Genomic DNA, 20,263 nt, shown 5'->3' with positions numbered 1-20,263 from the left:
GCCGTGCAAGCGCATTGTCCTGGTTGTCGCAGCCCGGTGGCCGGTAGCGTTCCGAGCCGACGACAACGGGTCAGTTGCGGCGGCCGCGAGGTTCGCGAGGCACGATCGCGAATTCGTATGCCGGACGAGGGGCGGCAGGCTCTCGTTGTGAACCCGCCCCGGTGCGTGTCGAAGCCTCTCATCCGAGGACGTCACGGTCTGCCGGGCCGGGATCGCACGCCACTATGGCCTCAGTGGTCGTGGTGGCGGCAGGCGCTGGGCGCGTCTCTCATCGAGCCCCGACCGCACCGGCGTCGGGCGGACCCTGGAATGGGGCCGTGGTGTCTCCCGTATCGGAACGGTTCACAGCCATCCGCAGCGTCACGGCAGCCGCGACACCCGCCACCAGCCCACAGGTCAGGGCGGCCGGGACGCCGCCACCGATGCCGGCGGACAACTGCAGCAGGCCCCGGCGCAGGCCCACCCAGTCCGTGGCCACCCGCAGCAACTGGCTCGCCAGGAGCCCGAGGACGGTCGCGCAGACCGCGCCCGTCGCCATCGCCGGGACAGTGGGCCGGGTGAACAGTGCGGGCAGCCGCCGCAGCGCCAGCCACACGACGGCGAGCAGCAGCGCGTCGGCGGCCCGGTACAGGAGCCAGTCGCCGAGCGGTGCACCCGCCGGGTCGGACCAGGCACCGAGCAGCAGCCACTGGCGCAGGAGATCGCCCGGTTCGGAGAGCAACCCGCTGTCCGGGGAGACCTGCTGGATGGCGGCGGCGACCGGCTGGTACGAGAGGACCACCAGGGACAGCGCGATCACCGCCGTTCCGACGGTGGCGGCCAGGCGGGCGGGGCGCGCCGGGACGGTCTCCTGCGGCAGCGGACCGGCTCCCTTGGCGGTGATGCGCGCAATGAGCACCGCACCCGCGGCCGCCACCAGCGCGGCCGCCACCAGGGCTTGCCGCCCGGAGGAGATCACGCTCGCGAGCTGGGGCAGGAAGCGGTAACTGCCGCGTCCCTGCGAGGCGATGAGCCACGGCGCGGAGACGGTCACGGCCAGGGTTCCGGCCACCAGACCCCAGGCCCACACCGCGAGCAGTGCGGCCGGCATCCGACCCCGCACGGGTGGCAGCCTGCGGATCAGGAGCAGGGCCACGGGCACGAAGAAGGCGAAGACCGCGGCGAACCGGATCTGCATCGCGGTTTCGTACAGCGAGAGATAGCGGGTGCCGTCGGTCGCTGCCGTGTCCCCGATCCCGCCGGACACTCCGGCGCCGAACCGGACCGAGGCCGGAGGGTCGTACGACCAGGGGACGAGCCACCGTTCGAGCTCGGCGGTGGCCTGGCCGCCGAAGACGCCGGCGCTGCCGGGCAGGTGAAGTGCCTGCGCACTCGCCCCCGCCCACCACAGAAGGGCCGTGAGGAGCAGGCCTCCTGCCAGTGCCGGTATTGCCGCGCGCCGGTATGTCATGTGCCGCCCCCGCTTCGACCGCTCATCCGGTGAACCCCTGGCCATGGAGATTACGAGGCGCCGATCACATACGGATCACGGTCGTACGCCGACTTGCCCGGCGTCGATGTCCGCTACCGGGCGGTCAGCCTCGTGATCGTCGTGGTGACCAAGCGGCCCGCAGAGCTTCCGAAGCCAGTGGTCGGACGGAATCCGGTGCGCGGACCTCTGCTCACGGATAGCGTCATGACCACGTCGAAGAAGGGTGCCATCCATGGCTGAACGTGCTGTTCCGGATCGTGTGGTCGCGGCGGAGCGTGCCGCCTCCGAGGTGGGGTTCAAGAAGAGTTGTATCCCCGAGGTGGGAAGGCTGCTCAGGCTGGCAACCGCTGCGAAACCCCACGGAACGATCGCGGAGAGCGGCACCGGCTCGGGAGTGGGTACCGCCTGGCTCCACAGCGGCCTCGGTGCCGGCGCACGCCTGGTCACCGTGGAGCGCGACGAGGACCTGGCCCGTCGAGCGGCCGGTGTGTTCGCGGACGACGAGCGCGTCAGTGTTCTCGTCGGGGACTGGCGGCTGATCGAACGACATGCCCCGTTCGACGTCTTCTTCTGCGACGGCGGAGGCAAGCGTGACGACCCCCAGGGGGTCGTCGATCTGCTGGCTCCCGGAGGCGTGCTCATCCTGGACGACTTCACCCCCTCGTCCCACTGGCCGCCCCGCTTCGAGGGTGAGGTCGACGAGCTCCGCCTGTTCTACCTCGGTCATCCGGACCTGGATGCCACTGAAGTACTCACGACGCCGGTCAGTTCGGTGGTGATGGCGGCGCGCCGCCTCTAGATGATCTAGTTCAAGGGGTCAGTGATCGTAGGCGATCAGTGAGCGTAGGACGGTTTGTCCGGTGGCGTCGTTGTGCCAGATCGCGGCGGTCAGTGCGAGGATGCGTTGCATGATGCGGGCTATGACACCTCCGGGTGTGCGCCCTCGACGCCGCTCGAGGTCAAGCTGTCCCTTGAAGGTCTCGTTGATCGATTCGATGACCTGTCGCAGCGGCTTGAACAGGGCTGCGCCAGGCCGTTCCCGTTCACCTTTACGGGCAGGCCGCAGCAACTGGACTCCATGCTTGGACAGTTCGCGTTCGAAACCACGGCCGAAGTAGTTCTTGTCGCCGATGAGAGTCTGGCGGGGCGCTGTCGCAGAAGCTCGCATTCGGCTGCCAGGAGGTCGAGGAGGGGCTCGCGTTCGTCGGCCTTGGCCCCGGTCAGGGCGAAGGCGATGGGGAGGCCCTGAAGGGTGCAGACCAGATGCAGGCGCAGGCCCCAGAAGAAGCGGCTGTGGCTGGCGCAGTAGCCGTATTCGGCCCAACCTGCCAGGTCGGAGCGTTTGACGCTCTCGCGGGAGCGGCCGCATTCCACCGGGGTGGAGTCCACGACCCATACGTCGGCGCTCCACACCGAGGTGGTGGTGGCCAGGATCCGGTTGACGCTTCGCATCAGACCGGCGGCCTTGCGCAGCCGCTTGTTGTAGCCGGGCTGCTGGGGCAGGTAGGGGAAGAGGTGGCGCAGGTGGGCACGGGCATGGCGGAGCCATTTGGCCTCGGAGGCGTAGCCGAGTATGGCCTGCATCGTGGCCAGGGGGACCAGTTCGGCATCGCTCAGGCGGGGCGTAATGCCGACCGGCGGGCGCCACGGCGCCAGGTCGGGATGCTCCTTCAGCATGTCGTCGGTCGTCGCATAGAGTGCTGTCGCGAGGGTGTCCACGTCGTTCGTCACAAAACGATCTTGGGCACCCTCGTTCTCGTCTCCGCAGGCACCCCTTGGACCACACCACCAGGAGGAACCAGTGTCATACCCGCAACTGCTCACCCCCGAGGAGAAGTTCGCCGACGCGAAGAAGCTGTTGAGCCTCCCGCGTATCGTCGTGATCTGCGGCTCCACCCGCTTCATGACCGAGATGAACGAGGCCGATCTGCGGGAGACCAAAGCCGGAAGGATTGTCGTCAAACCGGGCTGTGACATGAAGTCGCCGCACGAACTTTGGTCCGATCCTGTCGAGGCCGAGGCGCTGAAGGTTCGACTCGACGATCTGCACCGGGCGAAGATCCGGCTCGCTGATGAGGTGCTCGTAGTCGGCGACTACATCGGAGACAGCACCCGAGCCGAAATCGCCTACGCCCGGTCGCTGGGCAAGCCCGTGCGGTTCACGCACCCCGAAGTCGACCCTGACGCCTGACCGCCCGCTGCCACCTGGACAACCAGGGCCGGCAGCCCGCCGCCTGACCGTCTCGCGGTGGCTTCGGCCGCCGCCCACCCCACACCCTCCGCAGGCATCCCTTGGAATTGATCATCCAGGTGGACGTGCGATGCGCCGCCTCCTCGGGACGACATTTCAGGAACGGCCGTCGGGGAGCTCCACGGCAGTGCGCATGTAGTGGTCGGTGATTCGGTGGACCGCGTCGCGGTGGTGGGCCGGGTCACCGTCGATGCCGGCGGCCCGGAGGGCGAACGCCGCGAACAGCTCCCACCCCGGCAGCTGCGCGATGGCGAAGGCGAAGGCCTCACGCACCTCCGTGGTGTCCCGCGCCCTCAGGGACACCGCGGCGTCCGGTGCCCACGAGCGTAGCGGCACGCTGGCGCTGACCGAGTCGCTCGCATACGAATTGCAGATGAAGCAGTCGCACATCCAGGCGTCCGTCGCCTTCCCGGACTCCGTCCGGAGCGAGATCGTCGAGGGAGACGCTACGAGCGAGGGAACGCAGCCGGAGACGGTGGACGCGGTGTTGCGCTCGCGCACGGACATGATCCCGGGCCGGCGGAGCCCGGTACTGAACCCCGATCTCTGAGACGCTGAGGAAGCCGGGGCCTCCGCCCCCTCGGCCGACCGGGCATCAGCAGGCCCTGACCCTGTCCCGGCTGCCTGCGCTCCTCGACCGAATCGGACGGAGTTCCGGCGAGAGGATGCGTGGCCCGCGACCTGCGCCGTGCATCAGGGCAGGGTGCAGGTCAGCAGGGCGGTCTCGTTATATTCACTTCGTGAACGAACGTACTGACCGGCGAGGATGCGCGCCCAACGACATCCCCGGTGTCCGGAACTTCCGCGATGCGGGTGGTGTGGGTGCGCTGCGCCGCGGCGTTCTCTACCGTTCCGGTGCGCTGGATGCCATGCAGCCGGAAGGCGCGCGGAGACTGGAGGAAATCGGCCTGCGCAGCGTGATCGACCTGCGCAGTCGGCCGGAGGCGGTCGCCAGACCTGATCTGCGTCGGCACCTGGAGTTCGAGTACAGCCACATACCGCTCTTCGTCGAACAGCGTTGGCCTTCGGACCAGCGTGAGCTCTACCCCGCCATGGCCGAGCACGCCGGGCGCTCGACCGTTGCGGCCATCCGCCGGCTCATCGTTCCCGGAGCACTGCCGGCTCTCCTCCACTGCGCCTCGGGCAAGGACCGGACCGGTGTGACCGTGGCCATCCTCCAGACGCTCGCGAGCGCCTCCGAGGAGGAGGTGACGGAGGACTTCCTCCGCTCGAACACGGCCCTGGGCCTCAGCGGGGTCACAGCTGGTGCCGGCCACGCGACCCGCGCCGTCACTGCGACTCACCTGCTCCACGCCATGATCTGGATCCGCAGCCACTACGGGTCCGTACCCGACTACCTCTTGGCGCACGGTGCCGAGGAAGCCGAACTGCGGTCGCTTGAACGCGCCTTGACCTGACACGCTCGGGCACTACGGCTGCAGGGCCGGGATCGGGACACCGGCGGATCACTACGGGTGCTGTGCCGGGACGGGCGGGAGCTCGGGCCAGCGGGTGAGCATGCGTTGGCGCATGTCCGTGCTGAGCCTGCTCAGGCCGCTCGGGCAAGCGCGGTCGGCAGTCATCCGGCCGACGACGCCGAGCCGGTGGACGAGGCGTTGCCGGGCGGTCGCGGTGCCCCACTTCCAGTCCCGGTCCGGAATCCGGGCCAGGTGGTCGATGGTTCCGCGGCGGGCCCTCTCGACCAGCCAGTCGCTGGACGGGCGTCGGTGGTCAAGATGCTCCAGGACCAGGACCCGCTCGCCGGGATCGACGCCCAGCAGGGCGGGAACCACGGGCTTCTCGATCCGGGCGGCGAGCCGCAACGAGAGCACCTCGCGGGCGTATCGCTCCTCGGCGTCGGGACCGCCGACGATCTGCTTCACCATGGCCGGCCTCCCGGCCAAATCCACCTGCCACACACGGGAGCGAGGGCTACTGCTCAGACGCCGAGAGCGCCCGGGGGAGCCCAGTTCGGTTCGTAGCCCGTCTCCGAACGGCAGTCGCGACCACATGAGCTCATCCTTCCACGCGGGCGACAACTGTCCGGCAGCGTCAGCGGCAGTGGCGTCGGGGAACGAATCCGGCGCCCGCCGCGTTGTAGGCGGGCACGTTCCACTTGCCCTGCTTCGACATCTCATGGAGTCGCATGTCAGCCGAATCGCACACTCTGCCCTCGGTCGCCGAACAGGCAGAGCGACTGATCGAGCTCGGAGTTCATGAGCTCGGCGGCTTCCGGCCCGCCGAGCTGCGCACGACGGCCGCGAGGGCCGAGGCCCGTGCCGGCCTTCTTGTCGTCCACCCGGACCGCGTCCCGGCGTCGGCCCTCGCACCGCTGCTCCGGCATCAGGGGAAGCCCGGGTTCGTCGTGGTCGACATGGCCGACATCGATCAGTTCTCGCCCATCGAATCCACGAAGGTGCCCGACGAGCCGTTCTACGTCCTGGAAGGCATCGACCGAGGCGATCACATGGCGAACTGGAGCCCTGACGAGGCGCTCCCCGCCATCGTCGAAAAAGGCCGCACTCCTGTGCTCCTGGCCGAGGGCATGCACTGGGTGCTTCAGCAACCGGCGGCACTTGAACGCGGACACTGCTTCATGACCATCGGCTCCCGCCTGCGGAGGGACAACGGCACGCTCGACGCGCGAACCCCGGCACTGTGGATCAGTAACGGGACCGGGCGTGACGGCCGGGACAACCGTGGCGCGCCGAAGGCGGGTTGGTGTTGGGCGGGGAACCGGCACACTTGGCTCGGCTTCGCCTCGGCGGCCGGACGAACCGCGGCCCGGTCCGAGTAGCATCCGTCCGACGGGCGCAGCACCGGGTCATGGGGCGGGGCAGGGGACGAGGGTCTTCGGGGCGGGGCAGTTCCCTCGATTCCGGGCCGGGTTCCTGGCTGATGGTTCAGAAGGACGAACCGGGCGAGGATGGTGGTCATGGCATTGTCGACTGCGTTCACGAAGATGTTCGGTGTGCGTCACCCGATCGCCTTGGCGCCCATGGGAGGGTCGGCCGGCGGCGCGTTGGCCGCGGCCGTCTCCCGCGGCGGCGGACTGGGACTGCTGGGCGGCGGGTACGGGGACCGAGAGTGGCTGGCCCGCGAACTGCCCGTCGCGGCCGCGAGCGGCAGACCGTGGGGCATCGGATTCCTGAGCTGGGCGGCCGGTATCGGTGCGGTCGAGCAGGCGTTGGAGCACGGCCCCCGGGCCGTGATGCTCTCCTTCGGGGACCCGAGCCCGTTCGTCGAGCGGATCCGGGCCGCCGGCGCGGCGGTGATCGTTCAGGTCACCGATCCGGAGGAGGCCCGGACAGCGGTGGATCTGGGGGCCGATGTCATCGTCGCGCAGGGGACCGAGAGCGGCGGACACGGGGCCCGGCGCGGCAGGGCCACCTTGCCGTTCGTGCCGGTGGTGGTGGACCTGGCCGCGCCGGTGCCGGTGCTGGCGGCCGGTGGGGTCGCCGACGGCCGCGGCGTGGCGGCTGCCCTGGCCCTGGGGGCCGCCGGTGCGCTCATCGGCACGCGATTCCAGGCCACCGCCGAATCTCTGGCCGATCCCGCGACCACCGAGGCGATCGTCAGCGGTCGCGGGCAGGACACGGAACGCAGCGGTGTCCTCGACATCGCCAGGGGAGCCGGATGGTCGACGGCGAAGTACACGGCTCGCACCCTCGGCCATCCCTACCTCGACCAGTGGCGAGGCAGGGAGGCGGAACTCGCCGCCGACCCGGACGCCCGGCACGCCTATCAGGCCGATGTGGCCCGAGGCGACGTGCCGCCGCTGCCGGTGTGGGCCGGCGAAGGCGTCGACCTCGTCAATGACGTGCCACCGGCGGCCGATCTCGTCGCCGCACTGGCTGCCCAGGCCGAGGACGCCCTGACCCGGGCAGGGCGGGACTGACGCGCGGGCATTCCGGGGCACTTCCGTGACCGGCGGTCGGCGGGAGCGCGCACCGGCCCGGGCGGGCGGACCCGCTGTCAGGTGTGGCTCAGCGGCACAGGGTCGTGTCCACGACATCGTCGACACGCTTCCTGGCCGCCTCGTCGGTCATCTGCATGGTCACCGCGATGTTGGCGGCGCGGCCGTCGTCGGTGGCGCCGCCCCTGGTCTCGTATCCCGGGAAGCTGCCGCCGTGGCCCCAGTAGAGGCCGCCGCACGGCAGTGGCTTGCTCACGAGCCCCAGTCCGTAGCGGGCGCCGGGGCCGAAGGTGGCGCCGGCGGGTTCGGTTCCGCTGCGCATCTGCGTGAGCTGGGCTTCCCGGAGGAGGCCGCCGGACAGGAGCGCGGTGAAGAACCGGTTGAGGTCGGAGCCGGTGGAGACCAACTGACCTGCGGCCCAGCCCCAGGAAGGGTCGATCTCGGTGACGTCGACCAGTGGCGCGTCGGCCGAATCCCGGTAGTAGCCCTTGGGATGGGGCTCACGGATGGTCGCGTCTCCCGGGGCGGGGAAGTACGTGTGGTGCAGCCCGATGCGCTTGATGACGCGCCGGTCCATCTCGCTGGACAGGGAGTGGCGGGTGACCTTCTCCACGATCAGCCCGGCCAGCACGTAGTTCGTGTTGCTGTACTTCCAGCCCTCCCCGGGGTCGAAGTCGGCCTTGTGCCGGAGAGCGATGCCGAGAAGCTCACGGGGTGCGAAGTAACGGACTTCTTCACCGAGGTACTTGCTGTAGTCGGGGAGTCCGCTGGTGTGCTGGAGGAGCTGGCGGACGGTGATGCGGCGCCCGTCGACACCCTCCCCGCGTACGAGCCCCGGCAGATAGGTGTCGACCGGCGCGTCGAGGCGGATCTTCCCCTAGCCGACCAGTTGGAGCACGACCACCGCGGTGAACGTCTTGGTGTTGCTGCCGATCCGGATCTGCCCGTCCCTGGGCACCTTCGAGCCGGTGGCCAGATCGCCGACTCCCGCGGTGTAGGTGCGGGTATGTCCCGCACGGTCCGTGACGCCCGCCAGCGCGGCGGGCAGGCCGTCGGAGTGCAGCAGCGCGTTCAGGCTCTGCTGGACGGAGTCCGGCCTGGGGGCGGCGGACGCCGCGGGCGATGTCAGTACTCCCAGGGTCATGACACCGACGACCACCGCGGCCGCGGCGTGCACGGCTCTGCGCCGGCCGCCCCGCCGCCGCCCTGAAGAACGAACCCTCTGCCATGCCTGCTCACGCACGAGCCAACTCCTGTGGAAACGTTGGGAAACCAGCGGTATGTACCGGAACCAACATTTCCGGATCCGTCCGCCCGGGACGATCCTGCTACCCGGCGGGCTTCGGGTAGGGCTGACCCCCGGGACAGCGCACCGCTCCCGAGCGTGCGGACTTCTGGCCCTGCCGGTCGGACGCCGGCCGGTAGCCCACCGAGGCTCCCCACCGCGCCGGAGCTCCCGGCCGTCCTCGCGGCCGTGCCCCCGACCTCATCCGCCAACCGTCGCGCATCCGGACCCGGTCGCGCACCGATCGGCGCGCCGCCTACTCGGACCGGCGCGACTGTGCGGCGGATCGGGAGCGCCGGTGGGCCGCGACCCGCTCGCGGGTCGCACACCGGCGCGAGCAGTAGCGGCGTTCCGGGCCACTGCCCCGGGTGATGAAGACGATCCGGCAGCCGGGCGACGAACAGATCCTGCCGGGCGGACGTTGGTGTTCCCAGATGAGGACGGTCAGGGCGATGCACGACGAGGCGAGAAGCCACTCGTCCCAGGGGGCGTTGTCATCGTCGTCGAGATGGGGGTGCCAAGGGGCGCTGCCGTCGTGCGACGTCAGGCGGAGCGGTCCGGTGTGTTCCCGCAGGAGGCGATTGAGACCGGCGGCGGCGCCGTCGGTGCTCCCGGCGGCGAAGACTTCCCGCAGCAGGGCGGCAGCCGCACGCATCCCGGCGACATCGCCGGTGGTGAGCGCGATGGGTTCAGGCTCGCCGTAGGCACGAAGCACATCGGCGACCTCGACCGGGTCGGGACGGTCGTGGTCGAGGACGTTGATCAGGGCGGCGGTCCGCCGGGCCATGGTCAGCACGGAGTGCCGGGTGGACCAGTCGTCGATGTGGGAAGGCACTCAGGGAATGTAACGCATATTGCTGATATTTGAGTTACTTCCGTAACGTCTCACTCATGAAAAGGCGTTACTCGCTCCACCTCTATCTGGCCGGAGCCGTGACAGCCCGTGCCGGGGACGAGATGTCGGGGCCGGCGTTGATGCTGGCAGGATTCGCACTGGCCGGCTCGGCCGCGGACGCGTCGTCGCTGCTCGCAGGCGTCACGATCTCCGCCGCGGTCGGCGGGCCGGTGTTCGGGGCGCTCCTGGACAGAACAGGACGGCCGGGCGGCCTGCTGGCCGGAGCCCTCGTCCTGTACGCGGCCGGCCTGGGACTGATCCTCGCGGCGCTCGGCCGTCTGCCGTTCGCCGTCACCCTTCTGATCGCAGTGTGTACGGGGATGCTGGGGCCGGCCCTCTCGGGGGGATGGACGGCCCAGTTGCCCCGAGTGGTGCAGGGTGACCGCCTGCCCCGGGCCAACGCCCTCGACGCCATGACGTTCGGCGCGGCGAGCCTGGCCGGTCCCGCTCTCGCCGGCGGAGTGGCGGAGGCGCTGGGAGCCCCTGCGGCCGTGGCGGTCTCCGCGGCGCTCATCTGTCTGGCGCTTCCTGCCGCATGGACGCTCCCCGACCGTCCCGGCCGGGGCAGGGGCCCTCGGCCGGGCTCGGTGTTCAGCGACCTTGCCGCCGGGATACGAGTCATTGTCAGAAGACCTCCCCTGGCCCGGGTGACTCTCACCTCGATCGTTTCCTGTGCGGCTCAGGGCATGCTGACGGCCTGCGTCGCGATCCTCGGCGAGCGCGTCCTGGGCGGAGCCGGCCGCGGTGCGATGCTGCTCGCCTGCACGGCGATTTCCGCCCTCGCGGCCACCGCCGTACTCGCGCGATTCCCGCGCTCGGTCGTGCCCGACACCATCATCTGGGCCGGCGCCCTTGTCCAGGCCGCCGCCCTGGCCCTGGCCGCGTCGGGCCGGCCGGCCGTGCTGATCGTGGCCGCGCTGCTGGCCGGGATCGGTGAAGGACCTCAACTGGCAGCTCTGTTCGCGGTCCGCCACCGCGAAGCTCCGGAACACCTGCGCGGCCAGATCTTCACCACCGGTGCCAGTTTGAAGATCACCGGGTTCGCCCTCGGAGCGTCGATCGGCGGACCGCTTGCGACCTGGTCCGTTCCGGGCACCCTGGCACTCGCGTCGGGTGTGGCGGCCCTCGCGGCACTGGCCCGCTTCGCGATCCCGTCGTCGAACGCCGACTCGTCCGGGAACCACACTCCGGTGGCATAGCCGGGGCGTTCCGCCCGCCCGCATCAAGATCGGCGTCCACGTCGGATTCCTGCCGGAAGACAGACACCAGCCGGTGTTTGACTGCGACCATGACTCTCACACAGCTGGGCACCGCCCACCTCTTCCGCTCTCTGCACACCCCCTCCGCGCCCCTCGCGCTCGCCAACGCCTGGGACGTCGCGAGCGCCCGCGTCATCGAGGCCTCGGGCGCTCCCGCGATCGCCACCACCAGTGCCGGCGTCGCCTGGTCGTTGGGTGCCCCGGACGGCGACGTTCTGGCCCGCGACCGGGCGCTGCGGCTGATCGCCCGAGTCGTCTCCGCGGTCTCGGTCCCGGTCTCCGCCGACATCGAGGGCGGGTTCGGGAACGACGCCGCCGAGGTGGCCGAGACCGTCGCCGGGGTGCTCGCCGCGGGTGCCGTCGGCGTCAACATCGAGGACGGCACCCGGCCTCCGACAGAGCTTGCGACGCGGCTCGCCGCAGCCCGGCGGACCGCTGACCGCGCGGGCGCCGACCTGTTCCTCAACGCCCGCATCGACACCTTCCTTTCCGGGCTCGGCGATCCGGACACCCGACTGAAGGAAACCCTGGCCCGGGCGCACACGTACATCGACGCCGGCGCGGACGGCATCTTCGTCCCCGGCGTCAGCGACTCCGCCACCATCGCGGCGCTGACCGGGGAGATCTCCGTACCGCTGAACATCATGGCCGGCCCCGGCACCCCGGCCGTTGCCGAGCTCGGTGCCCTCGGGGTGGCCCGCGTCAGCCTCGGCTCGGGCGTGGCGCAAGCCGCCTATGCCGCCGCACGCCGCGCCGCGCAGGAGCTCTTCGGTTCCGGCACGTACGACTCCCTGACCGAAGGCATCGCCTTTCCCGAGCTCAACGCACTTCTCGCCGGGCACCACTGAACGACCTGCCGGCCCGCCCCGCGAGCCCGGCGCGATCCAAACGAGGGGCCTCGACTCCGCCAGGCCGGGCGTTCACCAGTGCACCGACGCCTCACCGCTCCACCGGTCCCTCCCCCATCTGCATCGTGCTCTCCTCGCGCTGGAGATGGCAGTCGTGGGCATGGACGAGCGCCGAACCGGAGTCGTACCTCCGGAAATTGTCGACGGATGCCGCGCCTTGAGCCCGGACAGCCCTTGAGCCCGGACGAGTGGAGGGGCCTGAAACCGGCCGGTGGACGTTGTCGGCCGGCTGTTACGGGCGGCGCCCCCACGCGGAGATCATCGGGGCGGTGGCCAGATCGAGGCGCCCGGTGGCCACGTTGGACAGATGGCGGTCGATCTCCTCGTCGGTGGCCAACCCCTCCGCCACCAGACGGTGGCGGATCTGCTGCACGGTCGCGGTCTCGAGAACGGCACAGGCCGGCGAGGTGATCGGGAAGTAGGCGTCGGCCTGAACGTCCTCAAGGCCCGCTTCGCGCAGCAGCCGGGGCAGCGTCCGGCCGTAGGCGAGGTCCGCTCCGCGGGCCGCCATCAAGGAGCGGAAACCGGATCGCAGCCGGTTCGCGAGCCGCTGATCGGGTCCGGACTCGTCCGGACACAACAGTGGCTGCAGCCCCGGGTCGGCATCCTCCAGGAACAGCCATCCACCCGGCCGCAGTGCTTGGATCATCCGGCGCAGCGCCTCGGCGCGATCGGGAACGTGCACCAGCACCAGCCGGGCGTGGACGAGGTCGAACGCACCGGGCGGGGGCGGGTCCGCCGCAACGTCGTGCCGCAGCACCTCGATCGCACCACCGTCGATGTCCCGGGTCCACGACACGTCGATGTCGGTGGCTACCACCGCCCCCTCCGGGCCGACCCGCTCGGCCAGCCCGAGGGGTACGGACGGAGCGCCCGCCCCGACCTCCCAGCAGCGCATTCCGCCGGTGATGCCCAGCTGGTCGACATGCCGGAACGTCACCGGATCGAACAACTCACTGAGCGCGCCGAAGCGGACCCCGGCCTCCGACTGCTGGTTGTCCAGGAGGTAGCCGTGATCCGTGTTGTGTTCAGCCATGTGGCGATTCTGGCAGAGGAGGCGGTCGGATTCCGGCCTGTCGAAGCCGAGCAGCGAGGCGCGCGGGCACCAGGTCCGCGGCCCGCACGCCGTCGGAGCCGCTTCCCGACCCGTGGGGGCACTGCCTTCCGACGCCTCATGGACCGCGACTTCGCAGGTACGGACGCTCTCCCCGAAATCGACCAGGCCGGCCCGAGCTGTCGACCCGGTCGCAAGGCGCGCTCCAGGCACGGCAGCTCGTTCCGGAGCCGGGGCTTTCCGCGACGCCGTGGGGTGCGAAGATCCCGCCAAGGCCGAGGAGTTGTCGCGTTGGTACCGGGGCCGCCTCGTCGTGGGGCCGTCCAGGCCGTTCGACGTTGCCGAACTCGAGGCACTGGAACGGGAGACCGGGCGTAGGCGCATGGCATCCCTCACCCCGGATACCTGTCGAAGCCCGTCTTCACCGCAGTCGCCGACGACTTCGACGCCTTCCTCGACAGTCTGGTCGGCGCCCCGGACCCGGCGGCGGACATCCGGGCCGATGCCGTCGGCAGTGACTCCGGCGACCCTTGGCGGCGGACCGTCGAGGGATGGCCGGACAAGGGACTGCCGGACCGGCGCGCCGAGCCCTGGGCAGCGGTCCGACCCCACGGTCCGTCCAGGCGGCCACGTGGCGTCACCGGTCAGGAGCGCAGGTCGAGCATGGCGGACATGGCCGCCACGACGGACGGCGCGACCTGGTAGTACACCCAGGTCCCGCGCCGCTCCGAGGTGAGGAGCCCGGCCTCGCGCAGCTTCTTCAGGTGGTGGGAGACGGTCGGCTGGGAGACGCCGACATCGGAGATGTCGCACACGCACGCCTCGCCGCCCGGATGCGAGGCGACCTTGGAGAACAGGCGCAGTCGCACCGGGTCGGACAGGGCCTTGAACATGACGGCCATCTTCTCCGCGTCGTCCTGAGACAGCTCCCCGGCAGTGATCGGCGGACAGCACGGCACCACGGCTTCCGCGTCCAGGACCGGCAGCTCCGCAATCTCTGAATTCGACATGTGTCTATGTTGACACTCGTCGATACCCAATGCCAAGCTCGGGATATCGACAGTTATCGAATCAACTGTCGGTCACGCCATCCATCTCGGAGGACAACACCGCCATGACCACCACTGCAGACCTTCCGGTCGTCGTCATCGGGGCCGGCCCCGCCGGGCTGGCAGCCGCAGCCCACCTGGTCGAGTACGGCATCGAACCGCTGGTCCTGGAAGCAGGACCGGCCGCCGCCTCCGGCGTACGCGACTGGTCGCACGTGCGGCTGTTCTCCACCTGGGGCGAGATCACCGACCCGGCCGCGGAGAAGCTCCTGGCCCCGACCGGCTGGACCAGGCCCGACGCGGCCACCTGCCCGACCGGCGGGGACTGGGCCGAGCAGTACCTCCAGCCCCTGGCCGATGCCCTGGGCGAGCGCGTCCGCCACACCGCCACCGTCACCGGAGTCTCGCGCGCGGGCCGTGACCGTGTCGTCGACGCCGACCGCGAAACCCAGCCTTTCGCCGTCCACTTCACCACCGCCGACGGCGGCGAGGAGCGCGTCCTCGCCCGCGCCGTCATCGACGCCTCCGGTACCTGGACCACCCCCGGCCCGGCCGGGGCCGACGGCCTGCCGGCTCTCGGCGAGAAGACCGCGGCCGACCGCATCACCTACCGCGTCCCCGACCTCAAGGACCCGGCCGTCCGAGCCCGTTACGCGGGCAGGCGCACCGCCGTCATCGGCTCCGGTGCCTCCGCGTTCACCGCCCTGGCCACCCTCGCCGACCTCGCGAAGGACGAGCCGGGCACACACACGGTGTGGATCCTGCGCCGCGGCATCAGCGGCTCCACCTTCGGCGGCGGCACCGCCGACCAACTCCCCGCCCGGGGCGCTCTCGGCCTGGCCGCGAAGGCCGCCGTCGACAACGGCCACGCGGACGCGGTCACCGGCTTCCGCACCGAGGCCATCGAGCGTGACGAGGACGGCCGACTGATCATTGCCGGCGAGGACGGACGCCGCCTGGACCCGGTGGACGAGATGATCGTGGCGACCGGTTTCCGCCCCGACCTGTCCTTCCTCTCCGAGATCCGCCTCGGCATCGACGAACGCCTCCAGGCCCCCACCGCGCTGGCCCCGCTCATCGACCCGAACCAGCACTCCTGCGGCACCGTCTACCCGCACGGCCACCGCGAACTCTCCCACCCCGAACCCGGCATCTACCTGGTCGGCATGAAGTCGTACGGACGGGCGCCCACGTTCCTGGCCATGACGGGCTATGAGCAGGCCCGTTCCGTCGCCGCCGCCATCGCCGGCGACATCGACTCCGCCGACCGTGTCGAACTCACCCTCCCCGAAACAGGAGTCTGCGGCGGCGCCGGACTCTTCGACGACCGAGCAGCCGGTCAGGCCGACGCCGGAGGCTGCTGCAGCTGATCGGGCGCGGGAACTCACGAGCACTCACGAGCTCCCGCGCCCTCATGGGTCAGCTCCGGCTCACCGGCTGTCCGGTGCGCCGTCCGGCTTGCGGCAGGCGGCTCAGGGCGAGCCCGAGAAGCACCGTCGTGTACGCACACAGCACCGCGAGTCCGGCCCACCACGGCAGGGGGAAGTATCCGGTGGAGGGTACGTGGTGGGCGACGACCTGTGGGTACTCGATCAGGGTCTGCTGGGCGGCGAAGCCGGCGGCCGGAGTGACCCGCAGCAGCCACTGCGACAGGCCGTCGGGCAGCAGGGGGAACGAGGTCACGGCGTACGGGACCGCGATCGTCAGGACGACGACGGCGATCGCGAGCCGGCCGCGCCGGAGCAGGGCACCGAGCGCGAGCGCGAACACGGCGGCGAGGGCGAGGACGGCGGCGGCTCCGACGACGACGCGCGCCGAGGTGAGTGCGGACACCTCGACGACGGAGGCCCCGTTCCCCGTCGAGGCCGCCACGGCGACCGGGATGACGATGCCGGTGGCGAGGAGACCGGTCACGAATGTGACGGTCCCGACGACGACCGCCTTCGCCGCGAGCGCCCGGCGGGTGACCGGCATGCCGTCCGCGGACCCGCGGCGGTGGCCGGGGGCGGGGGTGACGAACCGCACGGCGACCACCAGCACGACGATCAGCCCGAGGGTCAGGCCGCCGAGGGAGCGTTCCACCGGGAGGCCGCCGCCCTCAGTGCTTCCGGGCCCGATGTCGCCGGTGCCGGTGACGGTGAACGTACCGTTCCTCTCCACCGCTCCGGACGCCTTGTGGTACTTCTCCCAGTCGGTCCGGTTCATCTCGCCGACGGCATCCTTGCTCCAACCCCCCGCAGGGGCAGCGCCCTTGAGGGCGACGTTGTCGAAGACACCGCCGGCCTGCGTGAAACGCACCTGTTCCGTGGCGCCGCCGAGGCCCACGGACCGCAGTGTCAGGTCGCCGGGAGAGGTGGCGAACAGGCCCACCTGCACGCTCCCGGGCAGCCCGGACAGCCGTGCCGTGCCGACCTTCGCCCACCGCTCGCCGTCGGCGGACTCGTAACCGGCGACGGTGTCGCCCGACCGTGTCAGCCGCAGCCAGCGCGGCGACCCGGCCGAGACACCACCGCCGCCGCCCGCGATGTCATGGTGGTAGTCGTACTGCATCCGCACCCCGTGGCTGCCGGTGAGCATCAGCGCCGCGTACGAGGACCCCTGACGGATCCCGTCCTTGATGATGATTCCGGCCTTCGCCCACGGCACCAGGCCCGGGACGATCCGGTCGTGGTCCGGCGGCGGATAGGTGATCGTTCCCGACATGGACGTCAGCCGGACCGTGATGCTGCCGTTCTCGCCCAGGTCGCGATGGAGGAAGTAGAACTGGTCGTCGACGCGGGAGCCGTCCGGCCCGGTCGGTTCGGCCGGGCACGGACCGTCGCAGGATGCGTGGCCGCCGAGCGCGGAGAGCAGACCGAAGGCGACGACGACCAGAGCCGCGGCCGCCATCGCGACAAGCCGGCCCGGGCGTCGGAACCGGGTCCACTCCCGCCGGAGCAGCTGAAGTGTTTCGTTGGTGGTGAGCATGGACCCGGTTCTACGGATCGGGGCATAACGCGGTCCGAACCCCTGCTGTCATGTCGTTGTTAGGCGCGGTGGGACAACCTGGGTCCGGCCGGACCCGAGGAGGAAGAGACACATGGGCAGAGTGCGGAGCGGTACCGTCGGACGGCGATTCACGATCCTGTACGCCTCGGGGTTCCTCGGGTCCGGAAGCGTGCTGCTCGCCCTGACCTACCTGATGTCGGGTGGCCGGGTGACCGGTGTCGCCCCTGAACAGCCCCCGGCCGTCCGGCCCGGCCTCGCCGCGGCCGAGCAGCAGATCCGGGATCTGCAGCGGCAGCTCTCGGACGTGCACGCGCAGCAGAACCACCGGCTGCTGGTCGGCTCGCTGATCGCGCTGGCGGTGATGGCGGGCGTCTCGCTCCTGCTCGGCCGGGCTCTCGCCGGCCGAGTCCTGCGCCCGCTGCGGCTGATCACCGCTGCGACACGGCGGATCTCCGCCGAGAACCTGCATCAGCGGCTCGCCGTCGCCGGACCCGTCGACGAGGTCAAGGAGCTCGCCGACACGGTCGACGGACTCCTGGAACGTCTCGAGGCCTCCTTCGTCGCCCAGCGCCGGTTCGTCGGAAACGCTTCGCACGAACTGCGTACGCCGCTCGCGACGATGAGGGCGTCGCTGGACGTCGCCGTCGCCAAACCGGAGCCGGCGGCACAGACCGTCGCGCTCGCCGGACGGTTGCGCAGAGAGCTCGACCGGGTGGACCACCTGCTGGACGGCTTCCTCGTCCTCGCCCGGGCGCAGCACGGCACCCTCGCCGGCCAGAGTCCGGTGTCGCTCGGCGAGCTGGCCCGCGAGGCACTGACCGTCCGGGCCGCCGACATCGCCGCGAAGAAGCTGACCGTCGACGACGAGGCGCACCCGGATACCTGGACCCGGGGCAATCCGGCACTGCTGTCCCGGATGGTGGAGAACATGGTCGACAACGCGATCGTGCACAACGAGGAGGGCGGCTGGATCCGGATCGCCACCGGACACGACGACACCGGGACACGGCTCGTCGTGGAGACCGGCGGGCGCGTACTCGACCAGGCCCGGGTGGACGGGCTGACGCAGCCGTTCGTACGGCTCGGCGCCGACCGCACGGGACCGGAGGGGAACTCCGGCCTGGGACTGTCGATCGTCGCAGCGATCGTCGCGGCTCACGGCGGCCGCCTCACCCTCATGGCCCGGCCGGAGGGCGGCCTGCGCGTCGGCGCGGCGCTGCCGACGGCGGCCGGTTCGGAAGGAGCGGGGCGGTGAGGATTCTGGTCGTGGAGGACGCGAGGTCGCTCGCCGAGGTCGTCGCAGAGGGACTGCGGGACCAGGGGATGGCCGTGGACGTCGCGCACGACGGCCTGGCCGCCGCAGCCAGGCTCGACGTGAACGCGTACGACGTGGTGGTTCTCGACCGCGACCTGCCGGGCATCCACGGGGACACGCTCTGCCAGATGATCACCGAGCGGGACGAGCGGGCGATGGTCCTGATGCTCACCGCGGCAGGGGCGCCCGGCGACCGGGTCAGCGGTCTCACCCTCGGCGCCGACGACTACCTCGCCAAGCCCTTCCACTTCCCGGAGCTGATCCTTCGCATCCGGTCCCTGGCCCGCCGCAGACCGGCCGCCCGGGCCCGCACCCTGCGCGCCGCGGGCCTCGAACTCGACCCGGTACGGCGGACCGCCCTGCGCGAGGGCCGCCCACTGGAGCTGTCCGTCAAGGAGTTCGCCGTCCTGGAGGCCCTGCTGCGTGCCGTGCCCGGCTTCCTGAGCGCCGAGGACCTCCTGGAGCAGGTGTGGGACGAGAACGCCGACCCGTTCACCAACACCGTGACCGTCACCATCGGCCGGCTGCGCCGCAAACTGGGCGGTCCGCCCGTCATCACGACCACTCCCGGTGTCGGCTATCGCATCGCCGGCGCTCCGGCCGTCTGACGCGGCACGCCGGGCCGGAGCCGGGCCACGAACAGCCCTTCGCCCCGGCCCGTGTCCGGCGGCCTGCCGCCTACGGCGCCGATCCTCCCGGCCGCCAGCCCCGACGGCGGGCCCGGGGGAGGGTGAACGCGACGAAGCCCGTGATCAGGACGGCCGCCCCGGCGGCGGAGGTGATGGCGATGGCCGTGGTGCGGCCGGAATGGGCCTCGGGGGGCGGCATGCGGAGGGCTGCCGGGGCCGTGGGGGACGGGGCGGCCGAGGGATCGGGGGCCGGGGCGGTGACGGCCGCCGCCGGATCCACCGTGCCCGCGCCGACCAGCGCCCTGTCGGCCGGGATGTGATATGCCGTCGCGGTCAGGCGGTCGGACAGTTGAGAGGGTGTCAGATCCGGGTGCGCGGCGACGGCGAGCGCGACAGCGCCCGCGACGAAGGCGGTGGCCAGCTCGGCGCCGTCGCCGGTGAAGCTGCCCGTGCCGCCGGGGCCGACGCTCATCACGGCATTGCCGGGCGCGGCCAGATCGGGCCGGGTGCGGGGCGCGAGCTTCTGATCGGGGACACCGCCCGGTCCGAGTGCGGCCACGGCCAGGACATCCGGCAACGCGGCCGGATAGGCGGCGGGGGCGGGGGCGTCCCCGGATCCCGTGACCGTGCTGCCCGACGCGTACGCCGGGGCGATCACCACCGCGCCGTTGCGTCCCGCGTCACGGACCGCCGCGACGAGCGCCGGGCTGCTCCTTGCCAGGGCGATCGGGACGTCGATGACACGTGCACGACGGGCGACGGCCGCGTCGATCCCGGCGGCGACACTGTTCGCGGTGGCGGTGCCGTCCGACGCGGTGGCGCGGACAGCGATGATCCCGGCCTCGGGGGCGACCCCTGCGAACCCCGTGCCGGCGCGCGGCGCGGCGGCGATCAGGCCCGCGACGAACGTGCCGTGGCCGATGCAGTCGGTCCCGGCGGCCGCGGTGGCCGGTGTGACGCGGCCCGCGAGTGCGGGACTGTGCGCGGCGTCCACACCGGTGTCGACGACGGCGACGGTGACGCCCGCGCCCCGGGTGGTGTCCCAGGCGCGGGACGGTGCGATGTACTGCTGCGGCCACGGGACGTCGGCGGGATGCTGCCGGGACGGCTTGACGCAGCCGCCGTCCCGGGGCGGGGCGGTGGAGATCCGGGGCAGGCCGGGGTCGGCCGCGGCGGGGGAGGCCGCCAGGAGTGGGCCCGCCGCGCTCAGGACGGCGGCCAGCAGCACGGGAAGGGTACGAAC

Annotated in this window: 19 protein-coding genes and 2 pseudogenes; 11 read left to right on the top strand and 10 right to left on the bottom strand. The window is 71.3% G+C overall.

The window, feature by feature from the left end; genetic code table 11:
• Positions 1-268 precede the first annotated feature (268 nt).
• The gene (locus ACWCPY_RS20270) at positions 269-1,450 is read right to left on the bottom strand and encodes a hypothetical protein (RefSeq protein ID WP_451266791.1); all 1,182 of its coding nucleotides are present in this window, start codon (positions 1,448-1,450) and stop codon (positions 269-271) included.
• Between the two features lie 253 nt (positions 1,451-1,703).
• Between ACWCPY_RS20270 and ACWCPY_RS20265 the strand changes: the two genes are divergently transcribed.
• Positions 1,704-2,270 (top strand): O-methyltransferase, encoded by a 567-nt coding sequence (locus ACWCPY_RS20265; RefSeq protein ID WP_451266789.1) that lies wholly within the window; start codon positions 1,704-1,706, stop codon positions 2,268-2,270.
• Positions 2,271-2,288: 18 nt separating this feature from the next.
• Here ACWCPY_RS20265 and ACWCPY_RS20260 read toward each other — a convergent pair.
• Positions 2,289-3,202, bottom strand: a pseudogene (locus tag ACWCPY_RS20260) (IS982 family transposase).
• Between the two features lie 70 nt (positions 3,203-3,272).
• On the opposite strand from ACWCPY_RS20260, the gene ACWCPY_RS20255 reads away from it, so the two are divergent.
• The gene (locus ACWCPY_RS20255; RefSeq protein ID WP_451266787.1) at positions 3,273-3,662 is read left to right on the top strand and encodes a hypothetical protein; all 390 of its coding nucleotides are present in this window, start codon (positions 3,273-3,275) and stop codon (positions 3,660-3,662) included.
• 156 nt (positions 3,663-3,818) lie between these two features.
• Here ACWCPY_RS20255 and ACWCPY_RS20250 read toward each other — a convergent pair whose 3' ends face one another.
• A complete protein-coding gene (locus ACWCPY_RS20250; protein ID WP_451266785.1) occupies positions 3,819-4,025 on the bottom strand; it encodes a hypothetical protein in 207 nt (68 codons plus the stop codon).
• 70 nt (positions 4,026-4,095) lie between these two features.
• Here ACWCPY_RS20250 and ACWCPY_RS20245 point away from each other — a divergent pair, with 70 nt between their 5' ends.
• Positions 4,096-4,272, top strand: coding sequence for a hypothetical protein (locus ACWCPY_RS20245; protein WP_451266783.1), 177 nt, complete (start codon positions 4,096-4,098; stop codon positions 4,270-4,272).
• Positions 4,273-4,462: 190 nt separating this feature from the next.
• Positions 4,463-5,140, top strand: coding sequence for a tyrosine-protein phosphatase (locus tag ACWCPY_RS20240; protein ID WP_451266781.1), 678 nt, complete (start codon positions 4,463-4,465; stop codon positions 5,138-5,140).
• Between the two features lie 51 nt (positions 5,141-5,191).
• Here ACWCPY_RS20240 and ACWCPY_RS20235 read toward each other — a convergent pair whose 3' ends face one another.
• Positions 5,192-5,734: a hypothetical protein gene (locus ACWCPY_RS20235; RefSeq protein ID WP_451266779.1), complete on the bottom strand. Its 543-nt coding sequence runs from the start codon at positions 5,732-5,734 to the stop codon at positions 5,192-5,194.
• Between the two features lie 134 nt (positions 5,735-5,868).
• Between ACWCPY_RS20235 and ACWCPY_RS20230 the strand changes: the two genes are divergently transcribed.
• Both ACWCPY_RS20230 and ACWCPY_RS20225 read left to right on the top strand, forming a co-directional pair.
• Complete coding sequence (locus ACWCPY_RS20230; RefSeq protein ID WP_451266777.1) at positions 5,869-6,519, top strand: DUF5701 family protein; 651 nt, start codon at positions 5,869-5,871, stop codon at positions 6,517-6,519.
• 138 nt (positions 6,520-6,657) lie between these two features.
• Complete coding sequence (locus ACWCPY_RS20225) at positions 6,658-7,620, top strand: nitronate monooxygenase (protein ID WP_451266775.1); 963 nt, start codon at positions 6,658-6,660, stop codon at positions 7,618-7,620.
• Positions 7,621-7,708: 88 nt separating this feature from the next.
• On the opposite strand, the pseudogene ACWCPY_RS20220 reads toward ACWCPY_RS20225, so the two are convergent.
• Both ACWCPY_RS20220 and ACWCPY_RS20215 read right to left on the bottom strand, forming a co-directional pair.
• Positions 7,709-8,782, bottom strand: a pseudogene (locus ACWCPY_RS20220) (serine hydrolase domain-containing protein).
• Positions 8,783-9,179: 397 nt separating this feature from the next.
• Positions 9,180-9,710, bottom strand: a complete 531-nt coding sequence (locus ACWCPY_RS20215; protein WP_451266971.1) for a CGNR zinc finger domain-containing protein — start codon at positions 9,708-9,710, stop codon at positions 9,180-9,182.
• A gap of 104 nt (positions 9,711-9,814) precedes the next feature.
• Between ACWCPY_RS20215 and ACWCPY_RS20210 the strand changes: the two genes are divergently transcribed.
• Entirely contained in the window at positions 9,815-11,017 is a 1,203-nt protein-coding gene (locus tag ACWCPY_RS20210; protein ID WP_451266773.1) for an MFS transporter, read from the top strand.
• Positions 11,018-11,106: 89 nt separating this feature from the next.
• Positions 11,107-11,925, top strand: coding sequence for an isocitrate lyase/PEP mutase family protein (locus tag ACWCPY_RS20205; RefSeq protein WP_451266771.1), 819 nt, complete (start codon positions 11,107-11,109; stop codon positions 11,923-11,925).
• 292 nt (positions 11,926-12,217) lie between these two features.
• Here ACWCPY_RS20205 and ACWCPY_RS20200 read toward each other — a convergent pair whose 3' ends face one another.
• Together ACWCPY_RS20200 and ACWCPY_RS20195 are read right to left on the bottom strand one after the other, a co-directional pair.
• Positions 12,218-13,021, bottom strand: coding sequence for a methyltransferase domain-containing protein (locus ACWCPY_RS20200; protein ID WP_451266769.1), 804 nt, complete (start codon positions 13,019-13,021; stop codon positions 12,218-12,220).
• A gap of 662 nt (positions 13,022-13,683) precedes the next feature.
• The gene (locus ACWCPY_RS20195) at positions 13,684-14,049 is read right to left on the bottom strand and encodes an ArsR/SmtB family transcription factor (RefSeq protein ID WP_451266767.1); all 366 of its coding nucleotides are present in this window, start codon (positions 14,047-14,049) and stop codon (positions 13,684-13,686) included.
• Positions 14,050-14,153: 104 nt separating this feature from the next.
• Here ACWCPY_RS20195 and ACWCPY_RS20190 point away from each other — a divergent pair, with 104 nt between their 5' ends.
• A complete protein-coding gene (locus ACWCPY_RS20190; protein ID WP_451266765.1) occupies positions 14,154-15,458 on the top strand; it encodes an NAD(P)-binding domain-containing protein in 1,305 nt (434 codons plus the stop codon).
• Positions 15,459-15,507: 49 nt separating this feature from the next.
• Here ACWCPY_RS20190 and ACWCPY_RS20185 read toward each other — a convergent pair whose 3' ends face one another.
• Positions 15,508-17,055 (bottom strand): hypothetical protein, encoded by a 1,548-nt coding sequence (locus ACWCPY_RS20185; protein WP_451266763.1) that lies wholly within the window; start codon positions 17,053-17,055, stop codon positions 15,508-15,510.
• A gap of 112 nt (positions 17,056-17,167) precedes the next feature.
• Here ACWCPY_RS20185 and ACWCPY_RS20180 point away from each other — a divergent pair, with 112 nt between their 5' ends.
• Positions 17,168-18,331, top strand: a complete 1,164-nt coding sequence (locus ACWCPY_RS20180) for a sensor histidine kinase (protein WP_451266761.1) — start codon at positions 17,168-17,170, stop codon at positions 18,329-18,331.
• Positions 18,328-18,999, top strand: coding sequence for a response regulator transcription factor (locus ACWCPY_RS20175; RefSeq protein ID WP_451266759.1), 672 nt, complete (start codon positions 18,328-18,330; stop codon positions 18,997-18,999). The genes ACWCPY_RS20180 and ACWCPY_RS20175 overlap by 4 nt, the downstream gene beginning before the upstream one ends.
• Before the next feature lie 70 nt (positions 19,000-19,069).
• On the opposite strand, the gene ACWCPY_RS20170 is transcribed toward ACWCPY_RS20175, so the two are convergent.
• Entirely contained in the window at positions 19,070-20,248 is a 1,179-nt protein-coding gene (locus ACWCPY_RS20170) for a S8 family serine peptidase (protein ID WP_451266757.1), read from the bottom strand.
• Between the last annotated feature and the right edge of the window lie 15 nt (positions 20,249-20,263).

It is taken from the genome of Streptomyces sp. NPDC002403 (assembly GCF_053593015.1).
Note: the sequence above shows the minus strand (reverse complement) of the source record. Positions and strands in the feature narration are given on the sequence as shown.

What these genes read in the sequence shown, in the direction of transcription:
- ACWCPY_RS20215 (WP_451266971.1), bottom strand. Translation starts at nt 9,710, where the DNA reads ATGGCCCGGCGGACCGCCGCCCTGATCAACGTCCTCGACCACGACCGT.
- ACWCPY_RS20245 (WP_451266783.1), top strand. Translation starts at nt 4,096, where the DNA reads ATGAAGCAGTCGCACATCCAGGCGTCCGTCGCCTTCCCGGACTCCGTC.
- ACWCPY_RS20205 (WP_451266771.1), top strand. Translation starts at nt 11,107, where the DNA reads ATGACTCTCACACAGCTGGGCACCGCCCACCTCTTCCGCTCTCTGCAC.
- ACWCPY_RS20200 (WP_451266769.1), bottom strand. Translation starts at nt 13,021, where the DNA reads ATGGCTGAACACAACACGGATCACGGCTACCTCCTGGACAACCAGCAG.
- ACWCPY_RS20235 (WP_451266779.1), bottom strand. Translation starts at nt 5,734, where the DNA reads ATGTGGTCGCGACTGCCGTTCGGAGACGGGCTACGAACCGAACTGGGC.
- ACWCPY_RS20210 (WP_451266773.1), top strand. Translation starts at nt 9,815, where the DNA reads ATGAAAAGGCGTTACTCGCTCCACCTCTATCTGGCCGGAGCCGTGACA.
- ACWCPY_RS20225 (WP_451266775.1), top strand. Translation starts at nt 6,658, where the DNA reads ATGGCATTGTCGACTGCGTTCACGAAGATGTTCGGTGTGCGTCACCCG.
- ACWCPY_RS20195 (WP_451266767.1), bottom strand. Translation starts at nt 14,049, where the DNA reads ATGTCGAATTCAGAGATTGCGGAGCTGCCGGTCCTGGACGCGGAAGCC.
- ACWCPY_RS20270 (WP_451266791.1), bottom strand. Translation starts at nt 1,450, where the DNA reads ATGACATACCGGCGCGCGGCAATACCGGCACTGGCAGGAGGCCTGCTC.
- ACWCPY_RS20185 (WP_451266763.1), bottom strand. Translation starts at nt 17,055, where the DNA reads ATGCTCACCACCAACGAAACACTTCAGCTGCTCCGGCGGGAGTGGACC.
- ACWCPY_RS20265 (WP_451266789.1), top strand. Translation starts at nt 1,704, where the DNA reads ATGGCTGAACGTGCTGTTCCGGATCGTGTGGTCGCGGCGGAGCGTGCC.
- ACWCPY_RS20230 (WP_451266777.1), top strand. Translation starts at nt 5,869, where the DNA reads ATGTCAGCCGAATCGCACACTCTGCCCTCGGTCGCCGAACAGGCAGAG.
- ACWCPY_RS20180 (WP_451266761.1), top strand. Translation starts at nt 17,168, where the DNA reads ATGGGCAGAGTGCGGAGCGGTACCGTCGGACGGCGATTCACGATCCTG.
- ACWCPY_RS20190 (WP_451266765.1), top strand. Translation starts at nt 14,154, where the DNA reads ATGACCACCACTGCAGACCTTCCGGTCGTCGTCATCGGGGCCGGCCCC.